This is a genomic window from Neobacillus canaveralius (assembly GCF_047237705.1).
Taxonomy (GTDB): domain Bacteria; phylum Bacillota; class Bacilli; order Bacillales; family Cytobacillaceae; genus Neobacillus; species Neobacillus niacini_K.
This window is the reverse complement of record NZ_JBDFLL010000001.1, coordinates 3,726,927-3,741,148: the sequence shown is the minus strand read 5'-3', so window position 1 is coordinate 3,741,148 and position 14,222 is coordinate 3,726,927. Positions and strand designations below refer to the sequence as shown.

Annotated in this window: 14 protein-coding genes; 9 read left to right on the top strand and 5 right to left on the bottom strand. The window is 37.9% G+C overall.

Going from position 1 to position 14,222, the window contains the following annotated elements; genetic code table 11:
• The first annotated feature begins 57 nt into the window (after positions 1-57).
• The 3 genes from ABC255_RS18775 (at position 58) to trhA (ending at position 1,672) form a co-directional block, all read left to right on the top strand.
• The gene (locus ABC255_RS18775) at positions 58-663 is read left to right on the top strand and encodes a LysE/ArgO family amino acid transporter (protein ID WP_412995863.1); all 606 of its coding nucleotides are present in this window, start codon (positions 58-60) and stop codon (positions 661-663) included.
• 183 nt (positions 664-846) lie between these two features.
• The gene (locus tag ABC255_RS18770) at positions 847-972 is read left to right on the top strand and encodes a hypothetical protein (protein ID WP_412995861.1); all 126 of its coding nucleotides are present in this window, start codon (positions 847-849) and stop codon (positions 970-972) included.
• A 52-nt stretch (positions 973-1,024) separates the two neighbouring features.
• Entirely contained in the window at positions 1,025-1,672 is a 648-nt protein-coding gene (trhA, locus tag ABC255_RS18765) for a PAQR family membrane homeostasis protein TrhA (protein WP_412995859.1), read from the top strand.
• A gap of 229 nt (positions 1,673-1,901) precedes the next feature.
• On the opposite strand, the gene ABC255_RS18760 is transcribed toward trhA, so the two are convergent.
• Complete coding sequence (locus ABC255_RS18760) at positions 1,902-3,971, bottom strand: peptidoglycan D,D-transpeptidase FtsI family protein (protein ID WP_412995857.1); 2,070 nt, start codon at positions 3,969-3,971, stop codon at positions 1,902-1,904.
• A gap of 440 nt (positions 3,972-4,411) precedes the next feature.
• Between ABC255_RS18760 and ABC255_RS18755 the strand changes: the two genes are divergently transcribed.
• The 3 genes from ABC255_RS18755 to ABC255_RS18745 all read left to right on the top strand — a co-directional run bounded on the left by ABC255_RS18755 (position 4,412) and on the right by ABC255_RS18745 (position 7,061).
• Positions 4,412-5,197 carry a TerC family protein gene (locus ABC255_RS18755; RefSeq protein ID WP_412995855.1) on the top strand — a complete coding sequence of 262 codons (786 nt, stop codon included), beginning with the start codon at positions 4,412-4,414 and terminating at the stop codon, positions 5,195-5,197.
• 147 nt (positions 5,198-5,344) lie between these two features.
• Positions 5,345-6,664, top strand: a complete 1,320-nt coding sequence (locus ABC255_RS18750) for a hemolysin family protein (protein ID WP_412995854.1) — start codon at positions 5,345-5,347, stop codon at positions 6,662-6,664.
• Between the two features lie 133 nt (positions 6,665-6,797).
• Positions 6,798-7,061 carry a hypothetical protein gene (locus ABC255_RS18745; RefSeq protein ID WP_412995852.1) on the top strand — a complete coding sequence of 88 codons (264 nt, stop codon included), beginning with the start codon at positions 6,798-6,800 and terminating at the stop codon, positions 7,059-7,061.
• Between the two features lie 14 nt (positions 7,062-7,075).
• On the opposite strand, the gene qoxD is transcribed toward ABC255_RS18745, so the two are convergent.
• The 4 genes from qoxD to qoxA are packed head-to-tail and all read right to left on the bottom strand — an operon-like array spanning position 7,076 to position 10,859.
• Complete coding sequence (gene qoxD, locus ABC255_RS18740) at positions 7,076-7,357, bottom strand: cytochrome aa3 quinol oxidase subunit IV (RefSeq protein ID WP_335530148.1); 282 nt, start codon at positions 7,355-7,357, stop codon at positions 7,076-7,078.
• A 1-nt stretch (position 7,358) separates the two neighbouring features.
• Positions 7,359-7,955 carry a cytochrome aa3 quinol oxidase subunit III gene (gene qoxC / locus ABC255_RS18735; protein ID WP_307302560.1) on the bottom strand — a complete coding sequence of 199 codons (597 nt, stop codon included), beginning with the start codon at positions 7,953-7,955 and terminating at the stop codon, positions 7,359-7,361.
• Between the two features lie 3 nt (positions 7,956-7,958).
• On the bottom strand, positions 7,959-9,902 hold the full coding sequence (gene qoxB / locus ABC255_RS18730; RefSeq protein WP_412995849.1) for a cytochrome aa3 quinol oxidase subunit I: 1,944 nt from the start codon (positions 9,900-9,902) through the stop codon (positions 7,959-7,961).
• 39 nt (positions 9,903-9,941) lie between these two features.
• Positions 9,942-10,859, bottom strand: coding sequence for a cytochrome aa3 quinol oxidase subunit II (gene qoxA / locus ABC255_RS18725; protein WP_412995847.1), 918 nt, complete (start codon positions 10,857-10,859; stop codon positions 9,942-9,944).
• Between the two features lie 310 nt (positions 10,860-11,169).
• Between qoxA and ABC255_RS18720 the strand changes: the two genes are divergently transcribed.
• From ABC255_RS18720 to ABC255_RS18710, 3 genes are all read left to right on the top strand, one after another.
• On the top strand, positions 11,170-11,475 hold the full coding sequence (locus ABC255_RS18720) for an iron-sulfur cluster assembly accessory protein (protein ID WP_412995845.1): 306 nt from the start codon (positions 11,170-11,172) through the stop codon (positions 11,473-11,475).
• Between the two features lie 110 nt (positions 11,476-11,585).
• Entirely contained in the window at positions 11,586-13,301 is a 1,716-nt protein-coding gene (locus ABC255_RS18715; protein WP_412995843.1) for an ABC transporter ATP-binding protein, read from the top strand.
• A 111-nt stretch (positions 13,302-13,412) separates the two neighbouring features.
• Entirely contained in the window at positions 13,413-14,162 is a 750-nt protein-coding gene (locus ABC255_RS18710) for a Cof-type HAD-IIB family hydrolase (protein ID WP_412995841.1), read from the top strand.
• The last annotated feature ends 60 nt before the right edge of the window (positions 14,163-14,222 follow it).

Below are 14,222 nucleotides of genomic sequence, written 5' to 3'. Positions count from 1 at the left end.
AACAGGCTGTCTGCTAATTAGTAGACAGCCAGTATTATTATGTTTGGGAGAGACAAGATGATAAGTGCTGCAATTCATGGATTTATTTTAGCCTTTGGGCTGATTTTACCTTTAGGGGTACAAAATGTATTTGTATTTAATCAGGGAGCAATACAGCCAAAATGGACAAACGCATTACCAGTGGTTATGACAGCTGCACTTTGTGATACACTCTTAATTTCGTTGGCTGTTTTAGGGATTTCTGCAGTTGTGTTAGAAATCAGCTTTTTAAAAATAGCGTTGAGTGTGATTGGAATTGCTTTTTTATTATATATGGGCTATGTAACATGGAAAAGTAAACCTAGTACAGCGGAGAATAGTGTTCAATTATTTTCAGCACGGAAACAAATCACCTTTGCTGCGTCTGTTTCATTGTTAAATCCTCATGCCATTATGGATACCATTGGTGTAATCGGAACGAGCTCATTAACGTACATAGGAATAGAAAAGGCAGTTTTTACGATTGTCTGTATTTTCGTTTCTTGGTTATGGTTTTTTGGATTATCCATTGTTGGTAGATTGGTAGGAAAACTTGATCAAAGTGGCAGTTTCCTTCACGTGTTAAATAAAATATCTGCTATTATTATGTGGGGAACAGCGGTGTACCTAGTGTTTTCGTTATAAAAAATGTACCCGGCAAATTGCCGGGTATTTGGAAAAGAATCTATATAAATAAAAGGGGGGAGGATTGGTTCTTGTTACGAGAACCTGTATTTATCTTAACGGAAATTTATGAACAAACTATGAATGAATAATTAATAGATTGGTAAATCTGTGGAGGGGAAATAATGAAGGATTTCCATTACTGTGCCACATGCAGTCATTTTAAGGCTGAAAGAAAATCAAATGGAATGGTTTATTACTGCAGTCGTTTGGGATATGAAACGAAAACTCATTATAAATTTAACTGCTGGAGTCCAAAAAAGAGCATAATAGAGTTAATGGAGAAATTGAACAAGAGTTAAAAAAGGAGTTTTTGAAGGCAATGGCAAACACACATATTTTTTCACGGAATGAGGAGGTTGCTAATTCGATTACGCACGGCATTGGTGCAATACTAAGTATTGCAGCTTTGGTTGTCCTAATTGTTTTTTCCTCCCTTTATGGGACTGCATGGCATATTGTAAGCTTTACAATCTATGGAGCTTCCATGTTCATCTTGTATATGTCTTCAACATTGGTGCATAGTTTCCCTGAGGGTAAAGCCAAAGATATATTTGAAATCTTTGACCATTCCTCTATTTACTTTTTTATTGCTGGAACTTATACACCATTCTTGCTGGTTGTGATTAGAGGTCCTTTAGGGTGGTCGCTGTTTGGGGTAGTTTGGGGACTCGCGATTGCCGGTACCATTTTTAAATGCTTTTTTGCAAAAAAATATTTATTTACCTCGACGATTCTCTATGTGGTTTTGGGTTGGATGATGGTGTTCGCTTGGAATCCATTAGCAGCTAAGCTGCCTTCTGAAGGGATGACCTATTTAATGATTGGCGGTCTCCTTTACACATTTGGGTCAATATTTTATGTATGGCGTGGGTTCCGCTATCACCACGCAATTTGGCATTTATTCGTTATCGCGGGAACCGTGCTTCACTTTTTTTGCGTATTGTTTTATGTTTTACCAATAAGATAGCGTGAATCGAGAAAGGCGTCTGTTATGAATGAGTTCTATAGTGACCGAACCCGTAAAAAAAGAGGAGATGTGGTAACTATAAGAGCTCTATAGTGACCGAACCCATGAAAAAAGGGGAGATGTGGTAACTATAAAAGCTCTATAGTGACCGAACCCATGAAAAAGCAGGAGATGTGGTAACTATAAGAGTGAAGGCGACTGGATATATGTACCAGACGCCTTTTTCTAATTAATTATTCTTCATTGCAAAGTAGGTATCCAACACTCTTCGGCCGATAAGAAAGTTTGCTCCATTATCGGTTGTTCCTTGGTATGCCCAAGGAACTATCACAGCCATTGCCACTTCAGGATTGGTGCTTGGTGCATAAGTGACTAGGCTTAAATTCATTACCGGAGGCGGCTCCTTCCCGAACTTAGCACGTTCCGGTCCATCGTAAAATGCTTCAGCGGTCCCAGTTTTTCCAGCGGGAGAGTATGGAGCACCGGCAAACCGTCTAAATGCTGTTCCCCCTTGCTCCTGGAATACTTTTTGGAATCCTAATTGGACCCGGTCCATCCATGCAGGTTCGGCATCAATCGTATTCAGGACAGTTGGTTTAATTTCTTGGAAAACAGGACCGATTTCGTCTGTATTATTATCAATCGGTTCACGTATTTCCTTAACAATATGAGGTTTCATTCTTTTTCCGCCATTTGCTATCGTGGAAATGTATTGTGCTAATTGCATAGGCGAATATGTGTCATATTGACCAATAACTAAGTCCATGATATGACCAGGGAGGCGGCTTGACCCCTTTAGTCCACTGGATTCATTTGGTAAATCAATACCAGTTCTAGAACCAAGACCAAAGCTTGCAAAGGAATTTCGGATGATGTCTACCGTATTTGGAGCAAGGCTTAAAGGCTGCTCAAATTGGTAATTCCCTTTACCAATTCTAATGGCCGTATGGAACATATAAACGTTTGACGATAATTTTAATGCATCGACATCATTCAGCGTCCCTAGGTAGGAATAGGACTTTTTCAGTGGAGTGTCTTTGATTTTAATCCCTGTGTCATTAATACGAGTTCCTGGTTTAATAACACCAGTTTTAAAACCTGTTAAAACCGTAGCACCTTTTACAGCAGAACCTACATTATAGGTAGTCGTAATGGTACCTAATGCGTCATCCTGCATTTCTAATTGTCCGGTTTCGGGATTTTTAACGATTCTTTTCCCTGCCATAGTTAAAACGGCACCATTATTCGGATCCATCAATACGACATAGGCGCGATCCAACAGGGAGGTATTAGGTGTTCTTTTCAATCCCCAAAGCTCTTCTTCTATGATTTTTTCTACAGCTAATTGTAAATCCATATCAACGGTAAGGACGAGGTCTTTGCCTCTTTTCCCATCCGTAACTACTTCGGTTTCAATAACATTACCCTGCTTATCTGTAACTGTTTTAACCTTCGATTTGTGACCATGGAGTACATCTTCGTATTGCAGTTCGAGCTGGCTTTTTCCAACTCTGTCATTACGGTTGTACCCTAATGATAAAAAATGATCCAGCCTGTCTGCGGGCAGACCTTCCTCGGTTTTCGTTACGTTCCCTAGGATTGATTTTAAAGTTTGGTCAAATGTATAGGATCTATCCCAGTCTGTAGTAGTATCGACTCCTGGGAGAGATTGTAGATTCTCACTCACAATCGCAAATTCCTCAGGTGTGACATCTTCATTTTTGACAATTTGCGGGGTGAATTTATAACCGCTCGAAAATTCAAGATATATAGACCAGACTTCTAACTCTTCCGGCGTTAACGTACTTAATTCTTCCTCAGTGATTCGGTCAATCTTTAATTTGTATATATCATTATCCTTTAATTTTTTTGCTTTAACTAAATCTAATTCTTTTTTTGTGATTTTTGCATCCGCTTTTTCGGGATTTTTGAGGATCCAAAGGTCCTTTTTTTCCCGTTGCGTCATCTTATCATAGTTTTTACCAATTAATTTTCCCAATTTCTCAGCTGTCTCCAGCATTTCTTTCTGGCTCGCGCCCATGTTTGTGTATGTAATTGCCCGTTTTGGAACATTGTCAACGATGACTCGGTAATTACTGTCAAACATTTTTCCCCGTGGTACAGGGTTGTTTATCGTAATATCCTCTTTTCTTTCCAATTCACGTTTAAAATTTTCTCCGTATACGATTTGAACAAATCCCAGGCGCAAAATAAGGATGGAAAATAACAAAAATACACTGAAAAATAGCAGGTTGAGGCGGATTGGAAAATGAGATTTCTTCTTTTTCTTTTTCTCCAAATGTTTTCACATCCTTGATCCTTTTTGATTAGTATGTCCTTAGATGAGAATTGGTAATTATTTATTATTTTCGGTTACATTTGCAGAAATGTAAAGGATTTCCTATTAATAATATTACATCTGGGTTTATGTCAAATAGCCAAATTTTAGTATTGACGATTTGTCGGTGCTATCATATAGTATTAGTAATAAAATATTTCCTTTTTAAAGGGGAGTAGCTGGACAATAAAGTCGTCATTCCGAGAAGTAATTTCTCCGGCTTTATTGGCAACGTGACGTTGTTAGCAAGACCTTTACTGCAAAACGGTAAAGGTCTTTTCGTGTTTTTTTTTTGAGACCTTTACCGTTGGAAAAAGTTTAACTTTTTCCTGGTAAGGTCTTTTTTATTGCAGCAAAAGGGATATTTTAGAATAAAACTTACTATTTAGGAGGACTTGTTGATGGATTTTTCTCTATTGCTGGAATATGGGTGGGTATTGTTAGTGTTAGTGGCATTGGAAGGATTACTAGCCGCAGACAACGCATTAGTTCTTGCGATTATGGTAAAACATTTACCTGAAGAAGATCGTAAGAAAGCTTTATTTTATGGATTAGCTGGAGCATTCGTGTTTCGATTTGTATCATTGTTTATTATATCTTTCCTCGTCGATGTATGGCAGGTTCAAGCAATTGGAGCACTTTATCTATTATTTATGGCAGTTAATCATATTGTTCGAAAGGTTGCTGTCAAGGGAAGTTCAGAAGATAACCAGAAAAAGAATAATAAGAAAAGTGGATTTTGGTCAACTGTTTTTAAGGTTGAATTGGCGGATATTGCCTTCGCCGTTGATTCGATTTTAGCGGCAGTAGCACTTGCAGTAGTACTACCAGAAACGCCGCTTCCCAATATCGGTGGTCTCGATGGTGGTAAATTCTTAGTTATTTTTGCGGGTGGAATTATTGGACTTGTGATTATGCGTTTTGCAGCAAATCAATTTGTTAAGTTATTAGAAAGAAGACCTGGCTTAGAAATCGCTGCATTTGGTATTGTTGGCTGGGTAGGTGTTAAGCTTGCGGTTTACACACTATCACATCCATCACTTGCCGTTTTAAGTGAGGATTTTGCCCATTCAACTGAGTGGAAATTAACGTTTTATGCTGTCTTAGTTGGTATTGCAGCTGCAGGTTGGTTCTTATCAAAGGATCAAGTAGAAGGAAAGGCGAAAATAGAAACAAAAGTATCATAATTTACTCTCATTAAAGGAAAACTTAGAATAGATAGAATGAAAAGGAAGCTGCATTCATCATTGGGCAGCTTCCTTTCAATAAAAGGTGAATTTTTCCTACATAATTAATGATGGAGGTGTAAGCCTTACACCATGTAAGGTTCGATATTGACAATCATAAATCTTTTTCTAATCGCCTTACTCATTGCCCTAACAGGATTTTTTGTCGCTACAGAATTTGCTATAGTGAAAGTTCGCGGATCCAGAATTGAGCAACTAATCTCAGAAGGAAAAAAGGGAGCAGAAGCAGCTAAACATGTGACAACCCACCTCGATGAATATTTATCAGCCTGCCAGCTTGGAATAACGGTTACAGCTTTAGGTTTAGGTTGGCTTGGAGAACCAACCGTTGAGAGCTTATTGTTGCCACTATTTAAGCGAATGGAGTTAAATGAGACCATATCGCATGTTTTATCGTTTGGTTTGGCATTTGCCTCGGTTACGTTCTTACACGTTGTGATTGGAGAGTTGGCTCCCAAAACCGTTGCAATTCAAAAAGCAGAAGAAATTACACTTGCTACTTCGAAGCCATTGATTTGGTTTTATAAAATTATGTACCCCTTTATTTGGATATTAAATCATTCTGCACGTGTAATCGTTGGATGGTTTGGATTTAAAGCTGTTTCAGAAAATGAATTGGGATTGTCAGAGGAAGAATTGAGAATTTTATTATCGGAAAGCTATGAAAGTGGAGAAATTAACAAAAGCGAACTGGAATATGTGAATAATATTTTTGAATTTGATGAAAGAATTGCAAAAGAAATAATGGTTCCAAGAACGGAAATGGTCACTTTGAATATGAATGATAGCATTGAAACAGTTAGAGAAGTAATAAAAAGAGAGAAATATACACGTTACCCCGTTGTCGTCGATGGTGATAAGGACAATATATTAGGACTTATTAATATAAAAGAAATTTTAACAGAAGAAATTAGGAAAGAAGAAATCCTCAAGGAAACCACCTTGCAATCAATGTTAAAACCAGTTATTCGAGTTATTGAATCTATTCCTATTCATGATTTGTTGGTGAAAATGCAAAAGGAACGATCACACATGGCCATTCTGCTTGATGAATATGGAGGGACTTCTGGATTGGTAACCGTTGAGGATATATTAGAGGAAATTGTCGGCGAAATCCGTGATGAGTACGACACTGATGAAGTAGCTGAAATTCGAAAAATTAACCCGGAACACTACCTTTTTAATGCCAAAGTATTAGTGGGAGAAGTAAATGATATTTTGGGAACTAATTTATCATCTGAAGAAGTTGATACGATTGGCGGCTGGTTCCTGACTCGTAATTTTGATGCAAAAAAGGGCGATCAGATCGAGGAAGAAGGAATCATTTTCACTGTAAAAGAAATTCAAGGACATCATATTCTATTAATAGAAGCAAAGAAAGTTTTTACTGCAGAAGAAAAAACATAAACAGGCAATTCCGCCTAAATGGGGAACTGCTTGTTTTAATAATGTCAAGAATAGTTAGTTAATTTTCGAAAAAAAGTTTGACAATTTTGTGAACACGGTTAATAATTAATATATAGAAAGGGGATATGTTATTATGAGGGGAAGAGAGAGATTACTGAATGCGGTAACCTATGTCGGACTAACTGTCCTTACGATTGGAATTTTAACTTTTATTGCAGGATTAGTTGTAAACGGTTTCAGTATTTTGGTTCCAGTTGGAATTGGAACATCCGTTGGTGCAGTGTTTATTTTTCTAATTGGTGTGTTTTTAGTCGTAACTGATGAGATGTTAGAAAAATCATATATAGGGACGAAAGTAGTTCCGATTAAATCAAAAAAAGGAGCACCTATTCAATAGGTCTCCTTTTTTGATTACATATCCCAGATCATAGCGAGTAACGTTCCAAATACTGTTACAAGTGCGATGACCAAACCGTAAAATACATTTGTATAAATTGCACCTTTATCTTTTGTTTCTCCTGCGTGCATAAAGACAACTAACTGAAGTCCCGCTTGGATAAATGCTGTGACAAGAAGGATTGTCATGCCTGCTGCAAAGGACATATCAAGGAAGTATACGGCTAACGCAACGGTTGTCAGGAGTAACGAGAATACAAAACCAAGTACTTGTTTCATTGGGAACAATTGGCTCATATTACATCATTCCTTTCAAATAGATGAAGCTGAAGATGAAAATCCAAACAACATCTAGGAAATGCCAATAAAGCGAAAAGATGAATGCTTTATTGGTTGTTTGTGGCGTTAATCCCCGTTTTTTGATCTGGAGGATAATGAATAATCCCCAGAAGAATCCAAGTGTAACGTGTGCTCCGTGTGTTCCAAGAGTTGTTAAGAGCGCACTTGTAAATGCACTGGTTTGTATACCTGCACCTTCATGTACATACGTAACAAACTCAAATATCTCCACTCCTAAAAATGCCAGACCGAGAAGAAGTGTGATGGAAAAGAAGGTAATCATCGCTTTTTGTTTCCCAATACGCATCGCATGAATCCCAAGTCCAACTGTAAAACTACTCGTTAAAAGTATGATTGTTTCAAATAGAACAGGAGTGATTTGGAATATCTCTGCTCCAGTTGGACCGCTGCCAGTTCTATTTTCTAAAGTGAAATAGGTGGCGAAAAGGGTTGCGAAAAGCATAATCTCCGCACCAAGGAAAATCCAAAATCCTAAGATTTTTAAACTGTTTTCTTCGGTACTATATTCTAATGGAAGCGAGTTATCAATTTTCATTTTTTAAGCACCTCGCAAATTTGTTTCTGTTTCTTCAATTTCTTTAACTGAGATATAGCGGCCATGGTCTTGTTCAAATGACCGTAGAGCCATACAAACAAAAATTCCTATGGTTGTAAGGATTACAGGAATCCACAAGCTGAAAATAAAGGAGAATCCCCAAACAAAGAAGATACAGCTCATGATGAACGGGATACCGCTATTATTTGGCATGTGAATTTTTTCGTATTCACCTTTAAATAATACATGACCATTTTTCTTTGCGTCCCATAATGCTTCGTTAGAACGTACATCTGGTAAAATCGCAAAATTATATTCTGGTACTGGTGTATGTGTAGACCACTCTAGCGTACGAGCATCCCATGGATCATTACTGATATCTCTTGATTCATATCGAGTACTATAGTAAATATTGTAGACGATTAATACAAACCCAATGGCCATGATTGCGGCTCCCACAAATGAAATCATATTCATTGCGCCAAATCCGGCAGCTTCAGAATATGTGTACATCCGGCGTGCCTGACCATCTAAACCTGAAATATACATAGGCATGAAGGCTAAGAGGAAGCCAATTGAAAGCAGCCATGCTGTCCATTTTCCAATTCTTTCATTTAACATGAAACCAAACATCTTTGGCCAATAATAATGCAGCCCTGCAAGCATCGCATAGACAACACCAGGAATAATAACGTTGTGGAAGTGAGCAACTAAGAACATTGTATTATGATATTGATAGTCTGCAGCAGACATTGCAAGCATTACCCCGGTAACTCCGCCAAGTGTAAATAACGGAATGAAAAGCATGCTATAAAGCATTGGCGTAGTAAAAACAATTTTTCCTTTTCTCAGCGTTAGAAGCCAGTTAAAGATCTTGACCCCTGTCGGTACGGCGATTGCCATGGTTGTAATCGAGAAGATACTATTTGTAAAAGCACCTTGACCCATTGTAAAGAAATGGTGCGCCCATACCAGGAAGGAGAGAAGGGAAATAATAACCATCGAACCAACCATAGATTTATAACCATATAGGTTACGACGAGCAAAAGTTGAGATAACTTCACTGTAAATACCAAAAGCCGGCAATATTAAGATATATACTTCAGGGTGTCCCCAAACCCAGAAAATGTTGGCCCAAAGCATATCCATACCGCCATTATCCATGGTGAAGAAATGTGTTCCAACTTGACGATCAAGGGTTCCCATAGCTAGTAACACAGCTAAAACTGGAAATGCGAAAACGATGATGACGTTCGCGATTAAAGAAGACCAAGTAAACATTGGCATTTTCATTAATGTCATACCAGGTGCTCTCATTTTGAGAATAGTAGTAATAAAGTTGATACCTGTCATTAATGTACCAATACCTGCGATTTGAATCGCAATCATATAATAATTGTTACCAACAGATTCACTAAATTCGGTACCTGCAAGCGGGAAGTAAGATGTCCAGCCTGCGTCAGGTGATCCGCCGACAACGAATGAAATGTTGAATAACATCGCACCCATAAAGAATAGCCAGAAGCTTAATGCGTTCAAACGTGGGAACGCGACATCACGTGCTCCAATTTGCAATGGAACAACAAAGTTCATAAAAAACATAATGAATGGCATTGCCATGAAGAGAATCATTACGATCCCGTGTGTCGTGAAAATCTCATTATAATGCTGTGCGTCAAGCAGAGTGTTTTCAGGTACTGCCAGCTGAGCACGCATCATGATGGCGTCAACCCCGCCTCGGAATAGCATGAGGAGGGCAGAGAGCAGATACATAATGCCAATTCGTTTGTGGTCAACAGTGGTTAACCACTCACGCCATAGGTAGCCCCATTTTTTAAAATAAGTTAATCCGGCAAGAACTGCGATGATTGTTAGCCCAATTGCCGCCATTGAGGCATAAATCGCAAGACTAGGATGTGGTACGGCAAATCGATCAAAGAAATCCATTTATTATATCTCCTTTCAAGGGAAGATTACTTTTTAATATTAATGACTCATACCCTCGTGTCCGGTATGTGCATCTGTGTCAGTTTCTGTTTCAGGTGTTTCTGATGATTTTTCTGTATGATTATGACCTGTCGGCGCAGGCGAAAATTCTAAGTGAGTTCCTGTGTATGTTTGCTGCCCGAGATGACCAGGTTCTAATAATTCTTCGAACTTTTTCTCTGTTATCGGTTTAGCTGTTTCTTTTACTTCTTTCACCCAGTCGTCAAAATCCTCTTGAGACATGGCCGTAACATTGAAGGTATTCTCAGCAAATCCTTTACCCGAGAAGTTTGCATTTCGGCCCATGAATTCACCAGGGACATCTGCGGCTAAATGTAAAGTTGTTACATGGTCACCCATTGCATATTTTTGTCCCCCAAGCTGTGGAATCCAAAAACTAGTAATCGGTCCATATGAATACAGTTTAAATTCCAGTGGTCGGTCTGTTGGGATATATAAGTAATTTACTGTTTCAATGCCTTCTTCTGGGTAACTAAAGTGCCACTTCCAGTTTGAGGATGAAGCATATACGACCAATGGTTCCTTATCTTCGTATCCTTTTGGTGTTGCCTCAACAATATAGTTACTTTGAACGGATATATAAGATAGAAAAGCAACGATGATTACGGGAATACCTACCATAATGACCTCAACCCAAAGGTTTCCTTCAATATGAGGTGGTTCATAATCTGGTTTTTGTTTAGAAGCGCGATATTTTACTAACATATAGACTAACAATGCAAAAACGACAATGACAATGACAGCCATTAATCCTATCGATAATAGGATGTCGCTTGCCTGTCTTTCTGCTTGAGGACCCTTAGGATCCAGGACTAGTAATGGCTCACATCCAGCTAATACGGTGATGATTGTAAAAAATACTGAAATTAAAGCCACTTTTATACCTTTTTTGTGCATGTTTTTTTAACTCCTCTCATTGATTATCATAGTGGTTGTTCGTGAATTCATTCACAAACCAAGGTGGAGGTTTAACTAAAATAATTTTTTGCTAATAATAATTACATAATTAGTGTTATTATCTCGTACCACAATATTAACAACAAAGGTGTGATGTTTATATACGTTTTTTGAAGAATTTGTGACAAATTTGTTAAGGTTTTTAATTCCAGTAAAAATCAGCTTGGAAGTTTGACTAATAAAATAATTGTCTATTTTTGAAAATTAATGGGATAATGTTATGTATAACAATGGAATAGGAGAGACAAATATGAAAGTCAAAATCAATCGCCATGCAGCGAAAGCATTGAAAAAAATGTTGGAAGGACCAGAAGCAGAAGGGAAATTGTTCCGTGTGTATGTAACCAATATGCATGGCGATCACGCCCATTATGATTTAATGCTAGATACTCCAACAGAACATGATGAAGTGGTAAAAACAGATAAGGACATTGATATAATTTTAGATACTCGTGAGGATTATCTAGATGGAGTATGGATCCAACTGTTCCATGTTCCAAAAGAAGAATGGCTAATTACTAATCCATCAAAAGGCGGTCATCATCACCACCATTAATTACATAAAGCATAAATACTTCCACCTGAAGGTTTCCAGGTGGTTTTTTGATTGTAATTTTCAAAATATTTTCATATAATCCAAGTACTTAACTAAAAAGGAGAACTGCGATGATTCGACGTTTCTTTTCCTATTACAAACCGCATAAAAAGCTTTTTATTCTTGATTTTAGCAGTGCTGTTGCGGTTGCGGTTTTGGAATTAGCCTTTCCGCTGGCTGTATCATGGTTTATTGATGACTTGCTGCCGGGGGGAGATTGGCAAAGCATTGTGACGGTTAGTATTGCGCTGTTGACTGTTTATGTACTTAGTACCTTCTTGCAGTTTGTTGTGAATTATTGGGGCCATAAGCTTGGGATTAATATTGAAACAGACATGAGGCAAGAACTTTTTGAGCATGTCCAAAAACAGTCTTTCCGCTTTTTTGACAATACCAAGACAGGACATATTATGAGTAGAATAACTAACGATTTATTTGACCTCGGGGAACTAGCACACCATGGACCTGAAGATGTATTTATTGCAGTGATGACTTTTATCGGTGCATTCTGGATTATGCTGACGATCAATGTGAAACTAGCGCTTGTGGCTGTGATAATTTTACCGTTATTGGCATTATTAGTTGTAGTTTGTAATCTAAAGATGAATAAGGCCTGGAGTCATATGTACACAAGCATTGCAGATGTAAATGCTCGAGTGGAAGATAGTGTTTCAGGGAGCCGTGTTGTTCAATCATTTACAAATGAAGATTTTGAGATTGCGAGATTTCGAAAAAATAATCTTAAATATCGAAATGCAAAATTAGTTGGATATCGAGTGATGTCTTTCAGTTTATCTGGTATTTATATGATGACAAGACTTATTACGATTGTTGTTCTAGTTTATGGAGCATGGCTAAGCTTTAGCGGGCAGCTTTCCTATGGGGAGCTCGTCGGATTTGTCCTTTATGTAAATGTTCTTTTTAAACCAATTGATAAAATTAGTGCGATTATGGAATTGTATCCTAAAGGAATGGCTGGATTTAAACGTTTTATGGAAATAATAGACTCTGAACCAGAACTAAAGGATACTGATGATGCTATCGAAGTAGCTTCACTAAGCGGTGATATTGTCTTTAAAGATGTTTCCTTTAGTTATGACCAGCAAAAATTAGTACTTGAAGATATTAACCTGGACATTCGTGCAGGTGAAACGATTGCGTTTGTCGGACCATCTGGGGCAGGTAAAACAACCATTTGTTCCTTGATTCCTAGGTTTTATGATGCCAGCAAGGGCAGCATAACAATTGATGGATTTGATATTCGTAACATGACAAAAAAATCACTGCGCTCTCAAATCGGTATTGTTCAACAAGACGTTTTTCTTTTCACGGGGACAATTAGAGAAAATATTGCATACGGTAAGCGAAATGCTACTGATGAGGAAATTGTAAAAGCAGCTAAGAGCGCTCATCTTGAGAAATTTATTGAATCATTGCCAGATGGATACGAAACTGAAATTGGAGAACGTGGATTAAAGCTTTCAGGCGGTCAAAAACAAAGACTTGCGATTGCCAGAATGTTTTTGAAAAATCCACCTATATTAATTTTAGACGAAGCCACATCTGCACTCGATACCGAAACAGAGATGGTCATCCAGGAAGCTTTAAACGAGTTGGCAAAAAACCGAACAACCTTGATTATTGCACATAGACTTGCAACCATTCGGAATGCTGACCGGATTATTGTCGTGACGGAAGATGGTATTGCTGAGGAAGGCGGTCATGACGAGTTAATCGAACAAGGCGGTATTTTTGCAAGCCTTCATCGGGTACAATACCAGCAGTAAAAAGGAAGTATCCCTGTAACAATCGCAGGGATATCTTCATTTACTTTGATTTTGAGTTCACTGCAATTGATGTTACTCTTAAGTAGTATTGTTGAAAGGAGTTATATACATATGGAGAATTTCAAAAGTGATGTTGATATTAAACTGATTGCACTTGATATGGATGGAACTCTGCTAAACGATGAGCATGAGGTTTCGGAGGAAAATCGAAAAGCAATTAAAGAAGCACAGGAAAAAGGTGTATATGTCGTCCTTAGCACAGGGCGTTCACTAAGAAGCTGCCAGAAGCATGCGGATTCACTTGCATTAACATCTTATTTAGTAACCGTTAATGGAAGTGAAATTTATGATGATCAAAGAGGCTTAGTGGATAGAAAACTTGTAAGTTCGGAGTCGATACAGTGGATGCTGGAGTTGACCCAAATGCATAAAATTCGATATTGGGCTATCAGCACTAATCGGAACTATTTTGATGAAATGCCGGAAGATATTCACGCAGAGGAATGGTTGAAATTTGGATTTAACATAAAGGATGTACCAACAAGAGATATGATTCAAAAAGAATTGGAAGCAAGAGGGGGCTTTGAATTAAGTAACTCAACCCCAACCAATATTGAGGTAAATCCAGTAGGAATTAATAAGGCTAAAGGACTTTTACTCGTGTGTGAGCGTCTTGGAATTGAGATGAAAAATGTTATGGCAGTTGGTGACAGCTTAAACGATTTAGCGATGATTAATGCTGCCGGATTAGGAATTGCAATGGGAAATGCTCAAGAAACAGTAAAAAAGGCTGCTGACTGGATCACTGCTAACAATAATGAAGATGGAGTAGCTGTTGCTATTCGTAAATGGGTGCTCTAGGGATATCATTTACGAAGGTAGTTACAATATACGGAAAAGATATTTCTTTTTATTAAATAA

Bases quoted from the DNA above. Each gene is read 5' to 3' on its own strand.
- ABC255_RS18775 (WP_412995863.1), top strand. From the start codon at position 58: ATGATAAGTGCTGCAATTCATGGATTTATTTTAGCCTTTGGGCTGATT.
- trhA (WP_412995859.1), top strand. From the start codon at position 1,025: ATGGCAAACACACATATTTTTTCACGGAATGAGGAGGTTGCTAATTCG.
- ABC255_RS18755 (WP_412995855.1), top strand. From the start codon at position 4,412: ATGGATTTTTCTCTATTGCTGGAATATGGGTGGGTATTGTTAGTGTTA.
- ABC255_RS18745 (WP_412995852.1), top strand. From the start codon at position 6,798: ATGAGGGGAAGAGAGAGATTACTGAATGCGGTAACCTATGTCGGACTA.
- qoxD (WP_335530148.1), bottom strand. From the start codon at position 7,357: ATGAGCCAATTGTTCCCAATGAAACAAGTACTTGGTTTTGTATTCTCG.
- qoxC (WP_307302560.1), bottom strand. From the start codon at position 7,955: ATGAAAATTGATAACTCGCTTCCATTAGAATATAGTACCGAAGAAAAC.
- qoxB (WP_412995849.1), bottom strand. From the start codon at position 9,902: ATGGATTTCTTTGATCGATTTGCCGTACCACATCCTAGTCTTGCGATT.
- qoxA (WP_412995847.1), bottom strand. From the start codon at position 10,859: ATGCACAAAAAAGGTATAAAAGTGGCTTTAATTTCAGTATTTTTTACA.
- ABC255_RS18720 (WP_412995845.1), top strand. From the start codon at position 11,170: ATGAAAGTCAAAATCAATCGCCATGCAGCGAAAGCATTGAAAAAAATG.
- ABC255_RS18715 (WP_412995843.1), top strand. From the start codon at position 11,586: ATGATTCGACGTTTCTTTTCCTATTACAAACCGCATAAAAAGCTTTTT.
- ABC255_RS18710 (WP_412995841.1), top strand. From the start codon at position 13,413: ATGGAGAATTTCAAAAGTGATGTTGATATTAAACTGATTGCACTTGAT.